Annotated in this window: 13 protein-coding genes and 3 pseudogenes; 13 read left to right on the top strand and 3 right to left on the bottom strand. The window is 39.9% G+C overall.

The features are described 5' to 3' along the window. Positions 1–61: 61 nt before the first annotated feature. On the bottom strand, positions 62–1,279 hold the full coding sequence (locus IR173_RS10940; RefSeq protein WP_237039637.1) for a hypothetical protein: 1,218 nt from the start codon (positions 1,277–1,279) through the stop codon (positions 62–64). 228 nt (positions 1,280–1,507) lie between these two features. Continuing rightward, positions 1,508–2,761 (bottom strand): phosphoglycerate kinase, encoded by a 1,254-nt coding sequence (locus IR173_RS10935; protein ID WP_237039636.1) that lies wholly within the window; start codon positions 2,759–2,761, stop codon positions 1,508–1,510. A gap of 424 nt (positions 2,762–3,185) precedes the next feature. Here IR173_RS10935 and IR173_RS10930 point away from each other — a divergent pair, with 424 nt between their 5' ends. Together IR173_RS10930 and IR173_RS10925 are read left to right on the top strand one after the other, a co-directional pair. Continuing rightward, complete coding sequence (locus tag IR173_RS10930) at positions 3,186–4,160, top strand: fimbrillin family protein (protein ID WP_237039635.1); 975 nt, start codon at positions 3,186–3,188, stop codon at positions 4,158–4,160. After that, complete coding sequence (locus tag IR173_RS10925) at positions 4,141–5,475, top strand: FimB/Mfa2 family fimbrial subunit (protein ID WP_237039634.1); 1,335 nt, start codon at positions 4,141–4,143, stop codon at positions 5,473–5,475. Before IR173_RS10930 ends, IR173_RS10925 begins: the two co-directional genes overlap by 20 nt. A gap of 203 nt (positions 5,476–5,678) precedes the next feature. Here IR173_RS10925 and IR173_RS10920 read toward each other — a convergent pair whose 3' ends face one another. Beyond that, entirely contained in the window at positions 5,679–7,034 is a 1,356-nt protein-coding gene (locus IR173_RS10920) for an OmpP1/FadL family transporter (protein WP_237039633.1), read from the bottom strand. 226 nt (positions 7,035–7,260) lie between these two features. On the opposite strand from IR173_RS10920, the gene IR173_RS10915 reads away from it, so the two are divergent. The 11 genes and pseudogenes from IR173_RS10915 to IR173_RS18225 all read left to right on the top strand — a co-directional run. Then, complete coding sequence (locus IR173_RS10915; RefSeq protein WP_237039632.1) at positions 7,261–8,583, top strand: MATE family efflux transporter; 1,323 nt, start codon at positions 7,261–7,263, stop codon at positions 8,581–8,583. Positions 8,584–8,688: 105 nt separating this feature from the next. After that, a complete protein-coding gene (gene ffh, locus IR173_RS10910) occupies positions 8,689–10,011 on the top strand; it encodes a signal recognition particle protein (RefSeq protein ID WP_022507890.1) in 1,323 nt (440 codons plus the stop codon). Between the two features lie 112 nt (positions 10,012–10,123). After that, positions 10,124–11,005 (top strand): bifunctional methylenetetrahydrofolate dehydrogenase/methenyltetrahydrofolate cyclohydrolase FolD, encoded by an 882-nt coding sequence (gene folD / locus IR173_RS10905; protein ID WP_117462830.1) that lies wholly within the window; start codon positions 10,124–10,126, stop codon positions 11,003–11,005. 152 nt (positions 11,006–11,157) lie between these two features. Beyond that, complete coding sequence (locus IR173_RS10900; RefSeq protein WP_022507892.1) at positions 11,158–12,195, top strand: BF3164 family lipoprotein; 1,038 nt, start codon at positions 11,158–11,160, stop codon at positions 12,193–12,195. Between the two features lie 656 nt (positions 12,196–12,851). Beyond that, positions 12,852–12,983: pseudogene (locus IR173_RS18305) on the top strand (DUF1573 domain-containing protein); the annotation flags it as partial. A gap of 251 nt (positions 12,984–13,234) precedes the next feature. Beyond that, positions 13,235–14,257 carry a hypothetical protein gene (locus IR173_RS10895; RefSeq protein ID WP_237039631.1) on the top strand — a complete coding sequence of 341 codons (1,023 nt, stop codon included), beginning with the start codon at positions 13,235–13,237 and terminating at the stop codon, positions 14,255–14,257. A 102-nt stretch (positions 14,258–14,359) separates the two neighbouring features. Next, positions 14,360–14,611: an NVEALA domain-containing protein gene (locus IR173_RS10890; protein WP_237039630.1), complete on the top strand. Its 252-nt coding sequence runs from the start codon at positions 14,360–14,362 to the stop codon at positions 14,609–14,611. A gap of 3 nt (positions 14,612–14,614) precedes the next feature. Beyond that, a pseudogene (locus tag IR173_RS10885) lies at positions 14,615–15,456 on the top strand (DUF1573 domain-containing protein). A gap of 188 nt (positions 15,457–15,644) precedes the next feature. Then, positions 15,645–15,887, top strand: coding sequence for an NVEALA domain-containing protein (locus IR173_RS10880; protein WP_237039629.1), 243 nt, complete (start codon positions 15,645–15,647; stop codon positions 15,885–15,887). A gap of 63 nt (positions 15,888–15,950) precedes the next feature. Next, entirely contained in the window at positions 15,951–17,102 is a 1,152-nt protein-coding gene (locus IR173_RS10875; RefSeq protein ID WP_237039628.1) for a 6-bladed beta-propeller, read from the top strand. A 272-nt stretch (positions 17,103–17,374) separates the two neighbouring features. After that, positions 17,375–17,576, top strand: a pseudogene (locus tag IR173_RS18225) (S26 family signal peptidase); the annotation flags it as partial.

The following is a 17,576-nucleotide window of genomic DNA, read 5'->3' as shown; positions in this document are numbered from 1 at the left end:
AGAGTTTTTAAAGAAACTGTTATAACGAAAAACTCTTTCATCTTTTCCATTTCATTATCTCTTAAAACATGAATAATGCGGTTGCCACCAAACGGTTATTGGATATGGAATGAGTATCAATCACTTTCCCATTAGATTGATTCAGAGAACCATACCACGCAGAAGTAAGATTATATTCCACTCCTAACTTCCAATGAGGAACATTATAAGTCAGTTCGGCTGTCCCGCTGATTAGCTGGTCTATGTTTGTTCCTGTTCCGTACATCTTGGTTACAGCGTCACTTGTTCCGAGGTTTTTCATGTAGCCGAAGAAAAGTGCGGGTTTCCATGTCTTTCCATATACGATATTAATCCATGAACTACTGTTACGGTTGGGTGAGTATTCCTGTTCTCCCGTACGTGGGTCAACTGATTTTACACCGTAACCTCCCAACATGGAGGTTTGTGTAAGATTTGAACCTAATACGCTTTTAGCGGCAACAAACCATTTTGCAGTATTATACTTCATGTGCACTTCGTATGACAGGCTGGTAATACGTTCGCTCACTTTATATATCTTATCCTCCACAGTGGTTTGTGTACGAGGAGTTAAAGATACCATTTCGATGCCTGCTCCTATTAATAAGCCGTTGTGTTTGTAGTCAATGCCGGCATATATCTCAGGCACACAACTGTTCTTGATATATTTCTGGCTTTTACCTTCAGGACCTTGAGAAAGGTATTGTGACTGCCACAGGGCCGCACCTGTTATTTGTATATCTCCGGTTTTGTAACGGTAGCGGATTTGCGGTGCACGGCTGAAAGGCTGAAAAGGAGCTCCCATATTCAGATTTAATATTTGGGGAGCAACATCACCATACAGGGGATGCCATGTTTGTCCCAATAGTAAAGCAGAAGTACCCCAGTCTAAATTCAGATAGGCATGGCGCAGGCGTACTACCGAGAATGTTGTACCCGAACCTCGGAAATCCAGCTCCACCTTGGCAGAAGTTTTTGCATTTCCTAATTTGGGGCCTTGTACGTCCAATCCCATACGAGTATATAAAGCATAAAAGCTGCCGTTGGCTGTCGCATTTAAGTCTTTGCCGTTGGCATCATATACTTTGTCTTTGGGATACATATAGAAAAGTCCGTCTACCGTTTCTTCGTTAGCCCGGCTGTTGTAAAATAAGTCGGTGCGAATCTGTCCATAGAATTTATAACTAAAATCTTTTAGTTGTGCAAAACTTGTTGTTGCCGATAGTAGCAAAATTGTAAATAGTAGTGAATATCTTCTCATAATTTATCGAGTTATATTGAATAGGTGGCAAAATTACATAATTTTTTTGAAAATCGTTCATGTGCCTGGTTATAAATGAAAATATTACTAGATAATTGAATAAGATGGAATGGTCGAGGAGATGACAGAGGCGGTTCTGTTCTATGAAATATTTACAAAAATGAAAAGAGACTGACTCAAAATACTTTCTGAGTTCAGCCTCTTTTTTATTATATCAAATCAATGAAATTATTCACCTTTGATAGCTGCAACACCCGGAAGAACTTTTCCTTCGATTGCCTCCAACAAAGCACCACCACCTGTAGAGATGTAAGATACTTGGTCAGCCATGCCGAACTTGTTGATACAAGCTACAGAGTCACCACCACCGATTAATGAGAAAGCACCGTTTTTAGTTGCTTTTGCAATAGCGTCAGCGATAGCGCGTGAACCGGCTGTAAAGTTATCAAATTCAAATACACCTGCAGGACCGTTCCAAAGTATAGTCTTGGCATCTTCGATAGCGGCAGCAAATGATTTTTGAGTTTCAGGACCTGCATCAAGACCTTCCCATCCGTCAGGAATATTGTTAGAAGGAACAACCTGAGTATTAGCATCGTTAGAGAATGCGTCGGCTGCTACGCAGTCAGTACCCAATACCAGATTTACACCTTTGGCTTTTGCTTTGGCAATGATGTCGAGAGCCAATTCCAATTTATCGTCTTCAACGATAGAGTTACCGATTTTTCCACCCTGAGCTTTAGCAAAAGTATAAGTCATACCGCCACAAAGAATCAAGTTGTCAACTTTATCCATCAGGTTTTCAATGATACCGATTTTGGTAGAAACTTTAGAACCACCCATGATGGCAGTGAAAGGACGTTTGATGTCTTTCAAAATATTATCAACGGCTTTTACTTCTTTTTCCATCAGATAGCCCAGCATCTTGTGGTCTGCATCGAAATAGTCGGCGATGACAGCAGTAGAAGCGTGTTTGCGGTGTGCAGTACCGAATGCGTCATTTATATAGCAGTCAGCGTATGAAGCCAATGTTTTAGCAAACTCTTTCTGAGAAGCTTTCATTGCTTTTTTAGCATCTTCGTATGCGGGATCTTCTTTATCGATTCCGACAGGTTTTCCTTCTTCTTCAGGATAGAAACGCAAGTTTTCCAATAACAGGACTTCTCCCGGTTTCAAAGCTGCTGCAGCATCACCTGCTTTAGCACAGTCCGGAGCAAATTTAACGGGCACACCCAATTTTTCAGAAACAGCGTCTACAATCTGGTTCAATGAGAATTTAGCATTGACTTTTCCTTTGGGTTTACCCATGTGTGACATGATAATCAAGCTACCACCATCAGCCAAAACTTTTTTCAGTGTAGGAAGAGCACCACGGATACGGGTATCGTCAGTGATTTTACCATTTTCATCCAAAGGTACATTGAAGTCCACGCGGACAATCGCCTTTTTACCGGCAAAGTTGAAATTGTCAATTGTTTGCATAATCTCTTAATTTGTTTATAGTGTATAATTATAATCTCGTTTATTAAGGGTGTGGCAAAGTTACTAATATTTTTTGTTCGCAGAGTGTTAGAGACATAATATTTTTCTTCTTTTTTGCAGAAAGCATTTTTCTAAATATAATAATGTGTCTTCAATAGTCCTATTATAAAGGCTAAAATATTTTTTTCGTGTTAAAATTCTCATAAATAGTTTATTAACGAAAATCTATAAAATAAAAGTTAATTAAAAGTTTGACTGTAAAGAGATAAAAAGTACTTTCACTTGTGTGTACAACTGAATAATAGCCATTAATGCACTAATTGAAAACTTCTGTATCAACGACTAATCAGCTTGCCCTATCTTGATGTTATTAACGGATATGCGATAATGTATATCTTATATTTTAAAATATAAATTAGATACAATGAAGTATTTGAACGGTGTTACTGTCTGTTTTTTAGGCAGTATTCTATTTTTGTCTTGTCAAGAACAATTTGAAGAAGACTCTGAAAAGCAGGAGGGTCAGCAGTTACCAATGTATGTTGTAGCCCAAATAGGGGCTATACACGATGAGTCGACTCCCCGTTATTCGGGCGAAGTGGGGAGTGCTATTTTTGCAGAAGGTGATAAAATCGGTATGTTTGTGGATGATAATCCAGTCATGGAGTGGACTTATTCCGTGCAATGGACTTCTTCAAAAGCTTATTGGGATGATTTGGTGAGTGAAAGTACATTTTCTGCTTTTTATCCATATAATGATGCGAGTACTGATAAAACAAAAGTTTGTATGCCATCTTTAAATGGACAGGATGGCAGTTGGGAAAACATCCAGAAATATGATTTTATGGTGGCGGAAGTGACTCAGGCTTATGGCGCCGATGGGACGGTGGCTTTTACCGGCAATCACGCTTTTCGTCATGTTTCCTGTTTGGTGCAATTCGATATAAAAGCTGCCGGTACATTATCCAATGCAGTTTTGAATAATTTATCGCTGGAAGGCATCAATATCATATCATCTGCCAAATACTCGTTTGATACAAAGGAGGTTACTCTTACGCGGGAAGGTGATTCCGATTTGTTGAGTGTTTCCCTGAACAACCATTCAATGGCGGATGGGAATGGAGTGGTTTCCTATTATCTTATATTGAACCAGAAAACATCCGATACTCCCGTTTCATTGACGTTGGATTACTCGGTGGCAGGTAAGAGTTATAAAGCTTCCATTGCGAGTTTTGCAAATAATAATAAGTTTGGAGAGGGTACCCATCAGAAATACAATCTTGCGGTTAATGGAAAAGAAATACAAATAACGGGAGGTGAGATTGATAGCTGGAATGACGGAGGGAAAATGGAAGATATTAATCTTGATATAAAGACCAATGATGAAGAAAGTAAATAAAAGTTTGCTCTGTTACATACTGCTCTTTTCTGTGTTCTCGTTATTTTCTTTTGCTTGCCAGCGTGTAATGGATGATGGAGGGGAAGAAGATATGCCCTCTTCTGATGAGACAGCATTGAAAATAACGGCTCGTTCCGGTGAAAATATATCTATTGAATATCCGGTTTATCTGTATGCCTTCAATGAGAAAGGAGACTGTGCGGCAAAACAGAAGATAACTTCGGAGGAGGTGGAAATGAATTTACAGTTGCCTTCGGGAAGTTTTAAGGTAGTGGCTCTTTCAGGAGTATCCAAAGGATATGCCATGCCCGATAATCCCCGAATTAATGATGCAATCACTATGCAGGAGGGCAGTTGTGCATCAAAAGCAATGATGATGGGAATGGCTGACGTTACGTTGGAAGGAAAGAATAAAACGGTGAATCTTATGCTTACTTACAGGGTGGCTTCTCTTAATGTTGTTCTGACTAAAGCGGATAAGGTTAAGCAGGTGAAAGTAGGTGTATCGCCTTTATATTCATCTCTTAATTTTGAAGGGAAATATGGAGGTGAGAACAAGACGCTGGAGATAGATTGTTCGTTGGGAACGGATGGGAGATGGACTGCGGGGCCTGTTTATATCTTTCCCGGTAGCAGTTCTCAAGCAACCCTGTCTATAACGCTGGAAGATTCTAAAGGAAGCCATACGTATGGATATATCAGTACAGCAGTTCCTCAAGCCAATCATCCTTATAATATAGGTGGCAGCTATACGGGAGATATTTCTATCGATGGAAGCTTGATAGCTAAAGGTTGGGAGGATGCGATAGATGTTGAGTTTAAGTTTGGTACGGATGGAGATAATTCCGATGATGAAGATACGGATGGAGATGAGAATATATCGGGATTGCCTGAGGTTGGAAGCATCTGGAATGATTGCATTGTTGTGGCTTCCAATAAAGGTAGCGATGGGAATGGAATTGATTTATTACTAATGAGTTTGGAAGAGTGGGAAAGTCAAATAGCGACTGCCCGGTCCATCCCTGAAGGTTATTCGGTCAATAGTATAAAGAATTGGCGTTTCCCTACAGAGCAGGAAGCTAAAGTGATTAGAGACCGGTTTAATGGGGATAGATTGATTGACTTGAATGAGAAGATAGAGGCTAGAAATCAAGAAGAATTGGAAATAACGCACGATTTAGATACGCGTTATTTATGCGATAAAGAGGGTGTTTTCTATTCTTTTCAGTTTATTGGCGGAAAGAGGGTTACGAAAGCGGGAAAGGATAAACTTTATCTGATTCGTGCCGTTACTACTCACCACTTTGCAGAATAGGGGGTAGGACGATAAGTATATAAAAAATGGAGGTGTGTCAAAACGTGGATAATGCTGTCGTTTCGTTCGTAGGGGCGGGGTTCGCTCGCCCGAAAACAGTTTACTTTGTGTCTTCGGGCAGGCAAACCCTGCCCCTACAACTGACGATTGGATAGGCTGGTTTTGTTTTGACACACTCCCCTCCCTTAAAATTAAGATTCTTTTTAGAAACTATAATCCGCACTTAAACCGAATACCTTGTTAGTACGGCTATATACGTTCGTTCCGGGTAATTTTGTATTGTTATAGTTTGCTGATTTTTTTGTATAATCCTCGTAAGTAGTCCACATATATCCTACATTCAGATTGAGATGTTGGTTCATCTTTATTTTTGCTCCAAATCCTAAAGTATAAGAGTCGCAAGAAAAGCTTGTATCGGACTGGAAATTGTCAGACAGTCCATAGTCTGTGATTTGTCCGCCACAGCTAAGAGTCAGTTGCTTGGTTACGTCCAATTCGATACCAGCCAGATATTCGTTGGTCCCTTTGGTCAGATATTTTTGTTTCCCATTTGCCATACCTGCGTTTTTGTCGTCGTAGAAGTGATATTCTACAGAGGCGCGCAGCACGGGGAGGAATTCATAAGCCGCTGCGATAGAGAGCATGGCAGGTATGTCATTGGGAGTGTTTACACCATGTTCATAAGGGGCTACCATGTCTTTGGCACTTGGGGGATATTTTATATCTTTCGTGTTATTTTCGATATTCAGATTAGTTTTGAATTCGTATTTGGCACCGATATTCAGTTTCCCTAATTTGGCATCCACGCCGATAACGGGTGTAAGTCCCCACCCCGTCTGGTCACAATCCAAAACAAGTGGCAACAGGTTTGTGTCTGTTCCTTTCAGGTATGCATTCAGAAATCCTTTATAACCGCCTGTGAAATAGTTCATACGGCCTCCACCGAATACAGAAAGCCATTCGGTAGCTTTGTAAGACAATCCTAGTTGCAAAGAGTAAATATATTGTTTGCCGTCCATGGCGCTTGTGATATCATACATGTCAGGAGTTATAACCGTAGGCCTTTCTGCTTCCAAACCTCCTAAAAAAATACCTGCCATAGCCGAGGCATCGAACATAGGCAATCCGTCATCGAAAGATGCTTTTCCACCTCCGGCGGTAATAGCGAAGAATCCCGAAATAGTCCAGTCTCCTTTCTTATAGGCACCAAACACACTGGGAATAATCGGTGCAGCTGCTGTTCCTTTATAATATTTCTCGAAAGGCTTGTCCGAAACTGTAGGACCTGTGGCGCTAATGCCGTTGTATGTCATAAAACTAGCATCAATATTTCTAGTCTGGTATGCACTCTGAATGCTCAATCCCACATGAAATCCGTCTTTCGGCAAGAAAGTCAGTCCGGCAGGATTGGATAATGCGGCGTCTATTTCGGTTGTAGCACCACGGGATAGCATACGAAGAAAAGAAGCATGTTGATTTGTATTAGTCAGGATACCTCCTGCAAAAGTTGGATTTGAAACCATTAGCGTCGCTGCGCCAATCAGTAGAATTTTCTTCATTAATTATTTCATTTTTTGATTTGTGGGCGCAAAGGTAGGATAAAATAACACATAAACAAAAGAATTGTGCAATTAATTACGCTTTTAGATGAATGCTTCAACTGTTTCATGAGAAACTATTGAAGTTTGCAATAATATGGTATAACAGTTATTAAGTCATGGAATAATGTAAAACAGAATAAATATTCCTACCTTTGTAACCCTTTTAAGCACTCAAAAAGTAAGTATGTATACGAACAAAGAAATATGGAACGTCAGTTATCCGATATTCCTCGGGTTATTGGCACAAAACATTATTAATGTGACAGATACCGCCTTCTTGGGAAGAGTGGGTGAAGTGGAACTCGGTGCTTCGGCCATGGGTGGATTGTTTTACATTTGCGTCTTTACGATAGCCTTTGGCTTTAGTACAGGTTCGCAGATTATGATAGCCCGCCGTAATGGAGAAGGCAGATTCAGAGATGTAGGACCTGTTATGATGCAGGGTTGTGCTTTCTTGTTGATATTGGCAGTCGTTCTTTTCGGGCTGACCCATGCGGCAGCTCCTTCACTGATACGGTTGCTCATCTCTTCGGATGCCATATTCGATGCTACCAAAGAGTTCCTGAACTGGCGTATATTCGGTTTCTTTTTTGCATTTGTCAATGTCATGTTCCGTGCTCTTTATATAGGTATCACGCGCACGAAGGTACTGACTTTGAATGCCATTGTCATGGCTATGGTAAATGTCGTGCTGGATTATGCTCTGATTTTCGGTCATTTCGGTTTGCCTGCTTTAGGGCTGAAAGGGGCTGCCATTGCTTCGGTTATTGCAGAGGCTTCTTCTTTGGTCTTTTTCCTTTTATATACTTGGGCAAGAATCGACTTCCGGAAATATGGGCTGAATCATTGGCCGCGCATTGATTTCACGTTACTGGGACGTATTTTGAGCATCTCTTGTTTTACGATGGTACAATATTTTCTGGCAATGGCAACTTGGTTTGTTTTCTTTGTTGCCGTAGAGAGATTGGGGCAGCGCCAACTGGCCATTGCAAATATAGTGAGAAGCATTTATGTGGTGATGCTGATACCCGTCCAGTCTTTGTCCACTACTACCAATTCGCTGGTGAGTAATCTGATTGGTGCCGGAGGGGTGAGCCACGTCATGCAACTGATGGGGCGCATTGCCCGTATGTCTTTCATCATTATGGTGGTATGCGTTGCTGTTTTGGTCGTGTTTCCGCAGGCAATGCTTTCTGTTTATACCAATGAAGAAGCATTGTTGGTAGAGTCTGTACCTTCTCTTTATGTCATAGGAGGTGCTATGCTGATTGCTTCGGTTGCCAATATTTATTTCAATGGAATTTCGGGTACAGGCAACACACAGGCTGCTTTGATATTGGAGACAGCGACTCTTGTTATTTACACCTCCTATATCTTTTGGATAGGGTATATTGTGAAAGCTCCCGTATCTGTCTGTTTCTCCACCGAGGTAATTTACTATGCTTTATTATTGATTTGCAGCGTTATTTACTTGAAAAAAGCAAAATGGCAGAACAAAAAGATATGAGATAATTAACTTTTTTGTATTTTTGCACCTCAAAAGCTGTTTAAGGTTAGTGATTAAAGTTCAGTAACTTATAATTCATAATTCGTAATTTATAATTAAAGATATATGTTCGATAATTTAAGTGAGAGACTGGAACGGTCTTTTAAAATCCTGAAAGGTGAAGGAAAAATCACCGAAATCAATGTCGCAGAGACCCTGAAAGATGTGCGTAAAGCGTTGCTTGATGCCGATGTTAACTATAAGGTAGCCAAGAACTTTACAGATACGGTAAAAGAGAAGGCGCTGGGGCAGAATGTGTTGACAGCTGTCAAACCGAGCCAGTTGATGGTAAAGATTGTGCATGATGAGCTGACTGCATTGATGGGTGGCGAAACTGCCGAACTGGAATTGAACGGTCGTCCTGCAATCATCTTGATGTCGGGTTTGCAAGGTTCGGGTAAGACAACTTTCTCCGGTAAGTTGGCACGTATGCTTAAAGCCAAGAAGAACCGTAAACCGTTGTTGGTGGCTTGTGACGTTTATCGTCCTGCTGCTGTCGATCAGTTAACTGTTTTAGGAGAACAAATCGAAGTCCCTGTGTATAGTGAACCGGACAGCAAAGACCCGGTGCAGATTGCACTGAACGCTATCCATGAGGCAAAGGCAAAAGGCTATGACCTGGTGATTGTCGATACAGCCGGACGTCTGGCTATCGACGAACAGATGATGAACGAAATTGAAGCGATTAAGAAAGCTATCAATCCTGATGAAACATTATTTGTTGTTGATTCAATGACCGGTCAGGATGCAGTAAATACGGCTCGCGAGTTCAATGAGCGTCTTGATTTCAATGGTGTGGTGCTCACTAAGTTGGATGGTGATACCCGTGGTGGTGCCGCTCTTTCTATTCGTACGGTAGTAAACAAGCCGATTAAGTTTGTCGGTACAGGTGAAAAGCTGGATGCCATTGATCAGTTCCACCCTGCACGTATGGCAGACCGTATCCTCGGTATGGGTGATATCGTATCGTTGGTAGAACGCGCACAGGAGCAATACGATGAAGAAGAAGCCAAGCGTCTTCAGAAGAAGATTCAGAAGAACCAGTTCGACTTCAATGACTTCCTGGCTCAGATTCATCAGATAAAGAAGATGGGTAACTTGAAAGAACTGGCTTCTATGATTCCGGGTGTGGGCAAGGCAATCAAGGATATCGATATCGATGACAATGCCTTCAAGAGTATCGAGGCCATTATCTATTCCATGACTCCCGAAGAGCGTACGCATCCCGAAGTTCTGAACGGAACACGTCGTACACGTATTGCCAAGGGTAGCGGTACCACTATTCAGGAAGTAAACCGTCTGCTGAAACAGTTCGACCAGACGCGCAAGATGATGAAGATGGTCACAAGCAGTAAGATGGGTAAGATGATGCCTAAAATGAAGAAGTAATACCTTATATATATAAGGAAAGGAGGAAGTACAAAACTTTCTCCTTTTTTTATTATGTCGACTGACTGATTTATACTACATTTGTTGGAAAGAATCATTTAACAAAGAGAATATGCAATTAATTGACGGAAAAGCCATTTCGGAACAAGTAAAGCAGGAAATAGCTGCTGAAGTTGCCGAAATTGTAGCCAAAGGAGGCAAGCGTCCTCACTTGGCAGCTATCCTCGTCGGCCATGACGGAGGAAGTGAAACATACGTGGCAGCCAAGGTAAAGGCTTGCGAAGTATGCGGTTTTAAATCGAGTCTCATTCGCTATGAGGCTGATGTAACGGAAGAAGAGTTGTTGGCTAAAGTCAGAGAACTGAATGAAGATGCCGATGTAGACGGCTTTATCGTTCAACTTCCATTGCCCAAGCACATATCGGAACAAAAGGTGATTGAGACCATCGACTATCGTAAAGACGTGGACGGTTTTCATCCCATCAATGTGGGACGTATGTCAATCGGACTTCCTTGCTATGTATCGGCTACTCCGAACGGAATCCTCGAGCTGCTGAAACGCTATAATATTGAAACACAAGGTAAAAAGTGTGTAGTGCTGGGACGCAGCAATATCGTAGGCAAGCCGATGGCTATGTTGATGATGCAGAAATCTTATCCGGGTGATGCTACAGTAACGGTTTGTCATAGCCGTAGCAAGGATTTGGTTAAAGAATGTCAGGAAGCGGATATTATCATTGCTGCTCTCGGTCAGCCTAATTTTGTAAAAGCCGACATGGTGAAAGAGGGAGCTGTAATAATTGATGTGGGCACTACTCGTGTGCCGGATGCAAGTAAGAAGTCGGGCTTCAAACTCACAGGAGATGTGAAGTTTGACGAAGTGGCTCCGAAATGTTCTTATATTACTCCCGTGCCGGGAGGGGTAGGGCCGATGACCATCGTTTCGTTAATGAAAAACACATTGTTAGCCGGTAAAAAAGCTATTTATAAGTAAAGGATATTGCTTTAATGCACCGAAATGCTGAGGGTGTGTCAGGATGATGGCTTGTTTTCATTTTGATACACCTTCGTGTTTCCGGATGCAACAGCCCAAAGTCGTTGTCTTTGATATTGTACAGGGGATGATAAAATTAAAAAAATAAAGAAATGAAGAATGTAATTGTATTATTGTTCGCTTTCGTATTAATAACTTCATGTGGTGGACAAAAGAAACAGGCTAATGAGGATGTTCAGAATGTTCAATTAAAGGGAGAAGAGGTTCCCATTGATACAGCTCTTTTTCGTTATGCATACCGAATTAGGGTGCAAGGAGATAAAGCGGTAGTCTTTGACCTTCATAATGTGGATTATTATTATCATGTTTTCACATATCCAAGCTTTAAGTATATTTCTTCTTTCGGTAAACGGGGTGAGGGCCCTGAGGAGATGATTTCGGCTGAAAATATTCGTTGGGGAGGAGATAATACAGCATGGGTGTTGGATGGCTCAAAAAATCGTTTGTCTCGATATGGCGGCATTGCACCGGGACAAGAACCGAAACTGGAGGAAAACATTTCGTTGGACAAGGCATTTATGCGTCCTTTAGACTTTGATTTATCGGATACGGATTCTTTTGTTATTCCTGACTATTCGGGAGAAAATCGCTTTAGTTGGGCAGACATGGCGGGGAACTTGTTGCATAAGTCCCACTGCATACCAATAACTGACGAGAAGCGGTTGCAAGAAAGTGCACCTGCTGTAGCACAAGGCTGGCGTAGCTTTATTTCGTTTAGTCCGGATAAGAAACTTTTGGTGACAGTAACTCAATTGGGAGATGTGCTTGATATTTATAATATAGAGAACGGCCGTCATATCAACTATAAGGGAGAAGATGGTGAACCTGAGTTTCATGTCACTTCAGAAGGATATGGTATTCCTGCCGGTCGGATGTGTTATTATGATATTCAAGTGACCGGGCATTATATTTATGCCATTTATGATGGACGTAAGTTTAGCGATATTGTGAAGGAGAAAGAATATAAGCAGGGGGCAAAACAGCTTCGGGTGTTTGATTTTGACGGAAAGCTGCGTAAGGAATACACGTTAGACCGTCCGGTTACAGGCATCTATGTGGATGAGGCAAATCATTGCTTGTTGGCAACGGATGTAAATACGGATAATCAGATAGTGAAGTATGTATTTTGACGGAGCCTGCCACAATGACATATATACGTGTGGTCTTATGCGTACGTCCGTGTAGCCCGATGCGTATATACGTGTAGGCTTATGCATACGTACGTGTAGGCTTGTGCATACGTACATCTGAAAATATGCCATCCTGAATGTTGTAAAAAGACCTTGAGGTTTTCAAAAAAGACCTTGAGGTTTTCAAAAAAGACCAGGAGGTTTTTTAAAAAGCTCGGCATCTTTTTTAAAAAGCTCGGCATCTTTTTATAGAGGGCAGATTGTATCCCACCTTCACCAATCCGGTTATTCCTTTTTTCCGTTCATCCTTACATTTTAATCAAAATATGCAGACTATCAGCCTGTTAAGAATGACAGAATATCCTCTCATCTTCGTTTCAGCCGTGCTTGTCAAGCCCTTTCAAATCTGTCTCCGGCAATTCCCTTTTTTACGAATGAAAGGGGGCTGAAAGGGTGATGATGAGGTGTCCACTCACTGCCGGAACCCCATCAACAGGGTGTTTCAACGGCTAATGAAGGGAGAGAGGAAGAAATTATCTGGCTGATACGGAAACTTTATAATAAAAATGTTTCAGCCATTTTTAAACAGCTCTGGAAAGAGGGACGGATGATGGATATCACAAGGGAAAATAATTGCTTATGGGACTTTTTCTGGGTATCGTTTTAATAAGAAGGACGTAAAAGAGTTGCGTTACATTACCCGGAGGGATGCCTTCACTTATCCGGTTTGTCTCGATGAAAAGGATGATTTTAATGCATTAAACCGTTTTTCCGGTGAAATGACATTTATCCAAACACTGGATTGTGAAAAGAAGTTTTGCATGGCTTGAAAAATTCAGAAGGCTTACAATTGACTACGAGTTCCATGTAGATACAGCGGTGGCTATGGTGCAATTGGCTTGCTGTAAAATCATGCTTAATAAATATTTTGATTAATTTTTAAACAACTTCTAACAATAATTTCTTCCCCAATAAAAGAATACAAGAAATAATATTTACTTTTGTGACGAAGTTTACTATGAACTAAATATAAAGAACCATGAAGAGATATATTATATATTCCGTTATTGCAGTCATATCAGCGATATGGTTTTATATTTCTTATTGTGCCGAACGCAAAGAAATGCTCAAAGTAGCAGAAGCAACCTTGATAAAGGCAGTGCATGAAGACTTGAATAATAGAACAGTTGATTCGGATGCATTAATATACTCCAAGTCTATTTCTAAAAAGGAATACAAACACGTAGAAATCACACATGAGAATGAAAAAAAAACATATCAACTGGACAGTGTGAATAGCAGCAAAAACATAGATAAAGACTTGCATACCCAAATACTGCATACTATTGCTATCCTTAACCGCCAATACGCCCACCCGGATACATTAAACCAGTTGTGGCAAAAAGAACTGCAAGCCAAAGGAATCAATCACATAAAGACTTTTATTGATATAACTATTTCCACTCGCCCATACAGGGCACAAAACCGTGACTCCCTTGCCGGTAAGCATTATACTTCGCTCCCCACATTCTATGCCGGAGCTAAAAACGAAATGAAATTGCAGCCAGCCATAGACCTGACCTTCTTCAGCATTCTGAATTACAATCTTCTTCTTTATATCTTTTGGGGAATAATAGGGGGATGCATTGGGGGAATAATCGTTTCATTCTTACAGACTAAACAGAAAACAGAAATAACTTCTGAAAAATCGGAGGACAACTTTTGGTTGGCTCCCCCCAATATACGGCTATCGGACAATGTAGCTTACGCCCCCGATGCAAGCATCATATACCGAGATGGCAAAGTGGTGACAAAACTGCCTCCCCATCCCAATTTGTTACTGAAACTATTGGCAGAAGCCGAAAACCACCGCATGCATGGAGCAGACTTGGTGAAAGCCATTTGGGGCGACGATGAAATCAATCTGGACAAATTGTACACATTAAACAGCCGCCTTCGCAAAATATTAAAAGAAATAGACACGGAAATAGCGATAAACAGCTTGAAAGATGGATATTTCCAGCTAACTTACCCATACCTTTCAAAAGGTATAAGGGTGTAAATATTTACTTGAAAGGTGTTGAAAGGTAGTTTTTCTTGCTCGTATGAAAAGAAACACTTAGCTTTGCGACACATAAAACTACTATATAAAACAGAAAAACAAATGAATATGAAAAAGGTTTCAAAAACATTGGCGGTTGCATTGGTGGCCTTATCTGCAATGTACATTAAAAGTATGACGAAAGAGCAATCTGCTCACGAATTATTGCTGTTGAACAACATTGAAGCACTTGCTTCCGGTGAAGATGATGGTTCTGATGAGGCTGATTATTACTGTGTTGGAAAAGGTAATATAGATTGCCCATTCATCACAGAAAAAGTGAATATAGTAATCAAAGTATATAGCCTTGACTAAGATATGAAATACTATTTTATATTTCTGCTTCTCTCTTTCTTAACCGGATGCAAGGAATCAGAGAAAGAGAAAATCGCTCGTTTGGTTAAAGAATGGGATGGGAAAGAGATTTCCTTTCCTCCCCATTCTGTTTTCACCATTCAAGGGAAAGATACGATTGATTTTTCTTTCGCAGATGCCGAATATAAGATAGTTACTTATGTAGACTCTGTAGGTTGCACCAGTTGTAAATTGCAATTGCCTCGTTGGAAAGAATTCATGCACGAAGTAGATTCATTGGTTCAGGGGAAAGTGCCCTTTGTGTTCTATTTCCACCCCAAGGATGTAAAAGAGTTGCGTTACATTACTCGGAGGGATGCCTTCACTTATCCGGTTTGTCTCGATGAAAAGGATGATTTTAATGCATTAAACCGTTTTCCCGGTGAAATGACATTTCAATCTTTTTTATTAAACCGGGAAAACAAAGTGATAGCGATAGGCAACCCGGTTCACAATCCAAAGGTGAAAGAGCTCTATCTGCAGAGATTGACCAATGGCGAAATGCCTTCTTCGTCAGTTGCCATGACAGACGTTTCCGTCAATACGGCCAATATGGATTTCGGGACTTTTCCACAATCGGAAAGGCAGGAATACAAATTTGTATTGACCAATGAGGGCAACAATCTGCTGGTCATTCAGGATGTCACTACATCTTGCGGTTGCACCAAGGTGAGTTACAGCAAGGAACCTGTCCGTNAGTGACGTATGAGGCAGAAGAAAAAGGTCATTTTAACAAGATGATAACCGTGTATTGCAATACAAAGGCATCTCCGCTTCGGCTAATGATAGCAGGGAATGCCAAATAAATAAAGTTTAATTTAGAGAAACCCTTCCTTCCCTTGGGTTTCTCCTTAAAGAAAGGAGGATTAGTCCGATGCAAACTTAATGGAAATAATCAGAATCTGCAAGTCATGTATTTGCTTTTTCTGCGGTGGAGTTCTTTCCGATAAAAGATGAAAACAAGATTAATAAATCATCGAAAAAACAAAAAGAGATGAAAAAGAATATTTTGAAAGCAACAGTTGTTGCTGCATTTGCTCTGATAGCAGGATTTAATGTGTATAACTCTCAGAAATCGGATGTGATGTCTGAGTTGGCTTTGGCTAATGTGGAAGCATTGGCTGATGGAGAAAATGGAGGTGATGGTACATGTTCTTTTCAGAAAGTAAAAAAGAATGAAAAAGATCATTCTTTAAAATGCAGTGGCTCAGGCCATCAATGTTGTAAATTAGATTAAAACATAAATAGCACAACAAAATAGCTTCCTGCAATATTGCAGGAAGCTATAAAAAACATTTTTATGAGAAAATATATATTTATTTTTTCTTTCCTTTTTATGGTTTCTTGTCATGAGATAAAAGACACAAACGTAATAAATGTGAAAGAAATCAATTTTAACGAAATGAAATCAGAAAGTCCGGAAACCATTTTGAAGTGCTCTTTTTTGGCTTTAGAAACTAATGACTCTTGTTTAGTAGGGAGTATGAAAGCAATACAAGAAACAGATTCCTTTTTATTAATATCAAATGGTCAGGATGATAACCTACTCGCTTTTAACAAACAAGGCCGTTGGATTACACAAGTCGGACAGTCGGGTAACGGTCCGGGAGAGTATTTAACCACCACCACTTTTTCCATTAATTCAAAAAAGAGATGTATAACCATATTTGATGATGAACAGAAAAAGCTTTTATATTATTCGTTACCTGATTTTTCTTTTATAAAAGAGTTACGCTTTCCTTCATTTATATCATCGTGTTGCATAGAAACAGAAAATGGATTCGTTTGGTACAATGAAGCATTTGAGGATAGTGAGCTTTCCGGTTGCTATTTTTTTACAACAGATAAATCGGGAGAATTAAAAAATCATTTTGTAACAAAAGAATTCAAATCAGGATATTTAACTGGAGCTACTTATATGTTGTATAAATTAGGTGAAGATATATATGGATATACTCCCTTTGATATGACTGTATATCATTTAACATTAGACAAAGCAACTCCCGTATATCATTTCAATATAGAAGGATATACTCCCCCATCTATTGAATATCTGAATAAAATCAGTAATAGAGGACAGAGTTCTAGTTATTTCAAGTACTTATCTGATTCCAATTACATATCTTATTATGATGTTGTTGAAACAAATAACGCAATATGTGTAGTATATATTATAAATAAGAAAAACTTTATTGGCATATATGATAAGAAAAACGATAAAAGTTATTCATATTCATTGGATACATTAGCTAAAAAATTGCAGCTTGGGAAAATCAAATATTTTATTCCACAAGATATAGATGGTAATTTTTTAGCAGTTCTAGATGCCATGGACTTAAAAGAGCTTGAGGAAAGAGGCTATGAATTTAATCCAGAATTAGTGACAATACTCAAACAAACAGACGCTGAAAGCAATCCTATTATATGTAAAATAAGGATAAAGGATTTATAATGGAAGCTAATTTTATTGCATAATGGTGTAACAAACCAGTCTATAAAATAGGTTCTGTATCACTTTTTAATCCTACTTGATTAGGATAAAATGCCTCTTTGATAATCACTAATTTTATATATCGTCATAATGAATTCACGCATAAAAAGAGGTAAATAGTAATAATTTTCGGATTGTAAATATGAGTTCTAAAACCTTAGTAAAAAAGACTATAGTGAGGATAGCAGACAGACTGTTAACCGTATTATTCAGTATTTGTATTCTTTCAGATCACCACTTTCACCACCTTCCATATTCCTTCCGACTCCATGTATCCCGCTTTACAGGCAGGCGATAATGTATTGGTGAACAAATGGATAATGGGAGCCCGCATCTTCAATGTATGGGATGCACTGGAAGACAAGGAGGTGAAGATTCACCGGTTGCCGGGAGATACGCTGGAAATAAGGAACGGATTCTATAGGATACGCGGGA

The organism is Phocaeicola faecalis, assembly GCF_021730445.1.
Classification (GTDB): Bacteria; Bacteroidota; Bacteroidia; order Bacteroidales; family Bacteroidaceae; genus Phocaeicola; species Phocaeicola faecalis.
The sequence above is the reverse complement of the archived record's forward strand: the minus strand, read 5'-3'. Positions and strand labels throughout refer to the sequence as shown.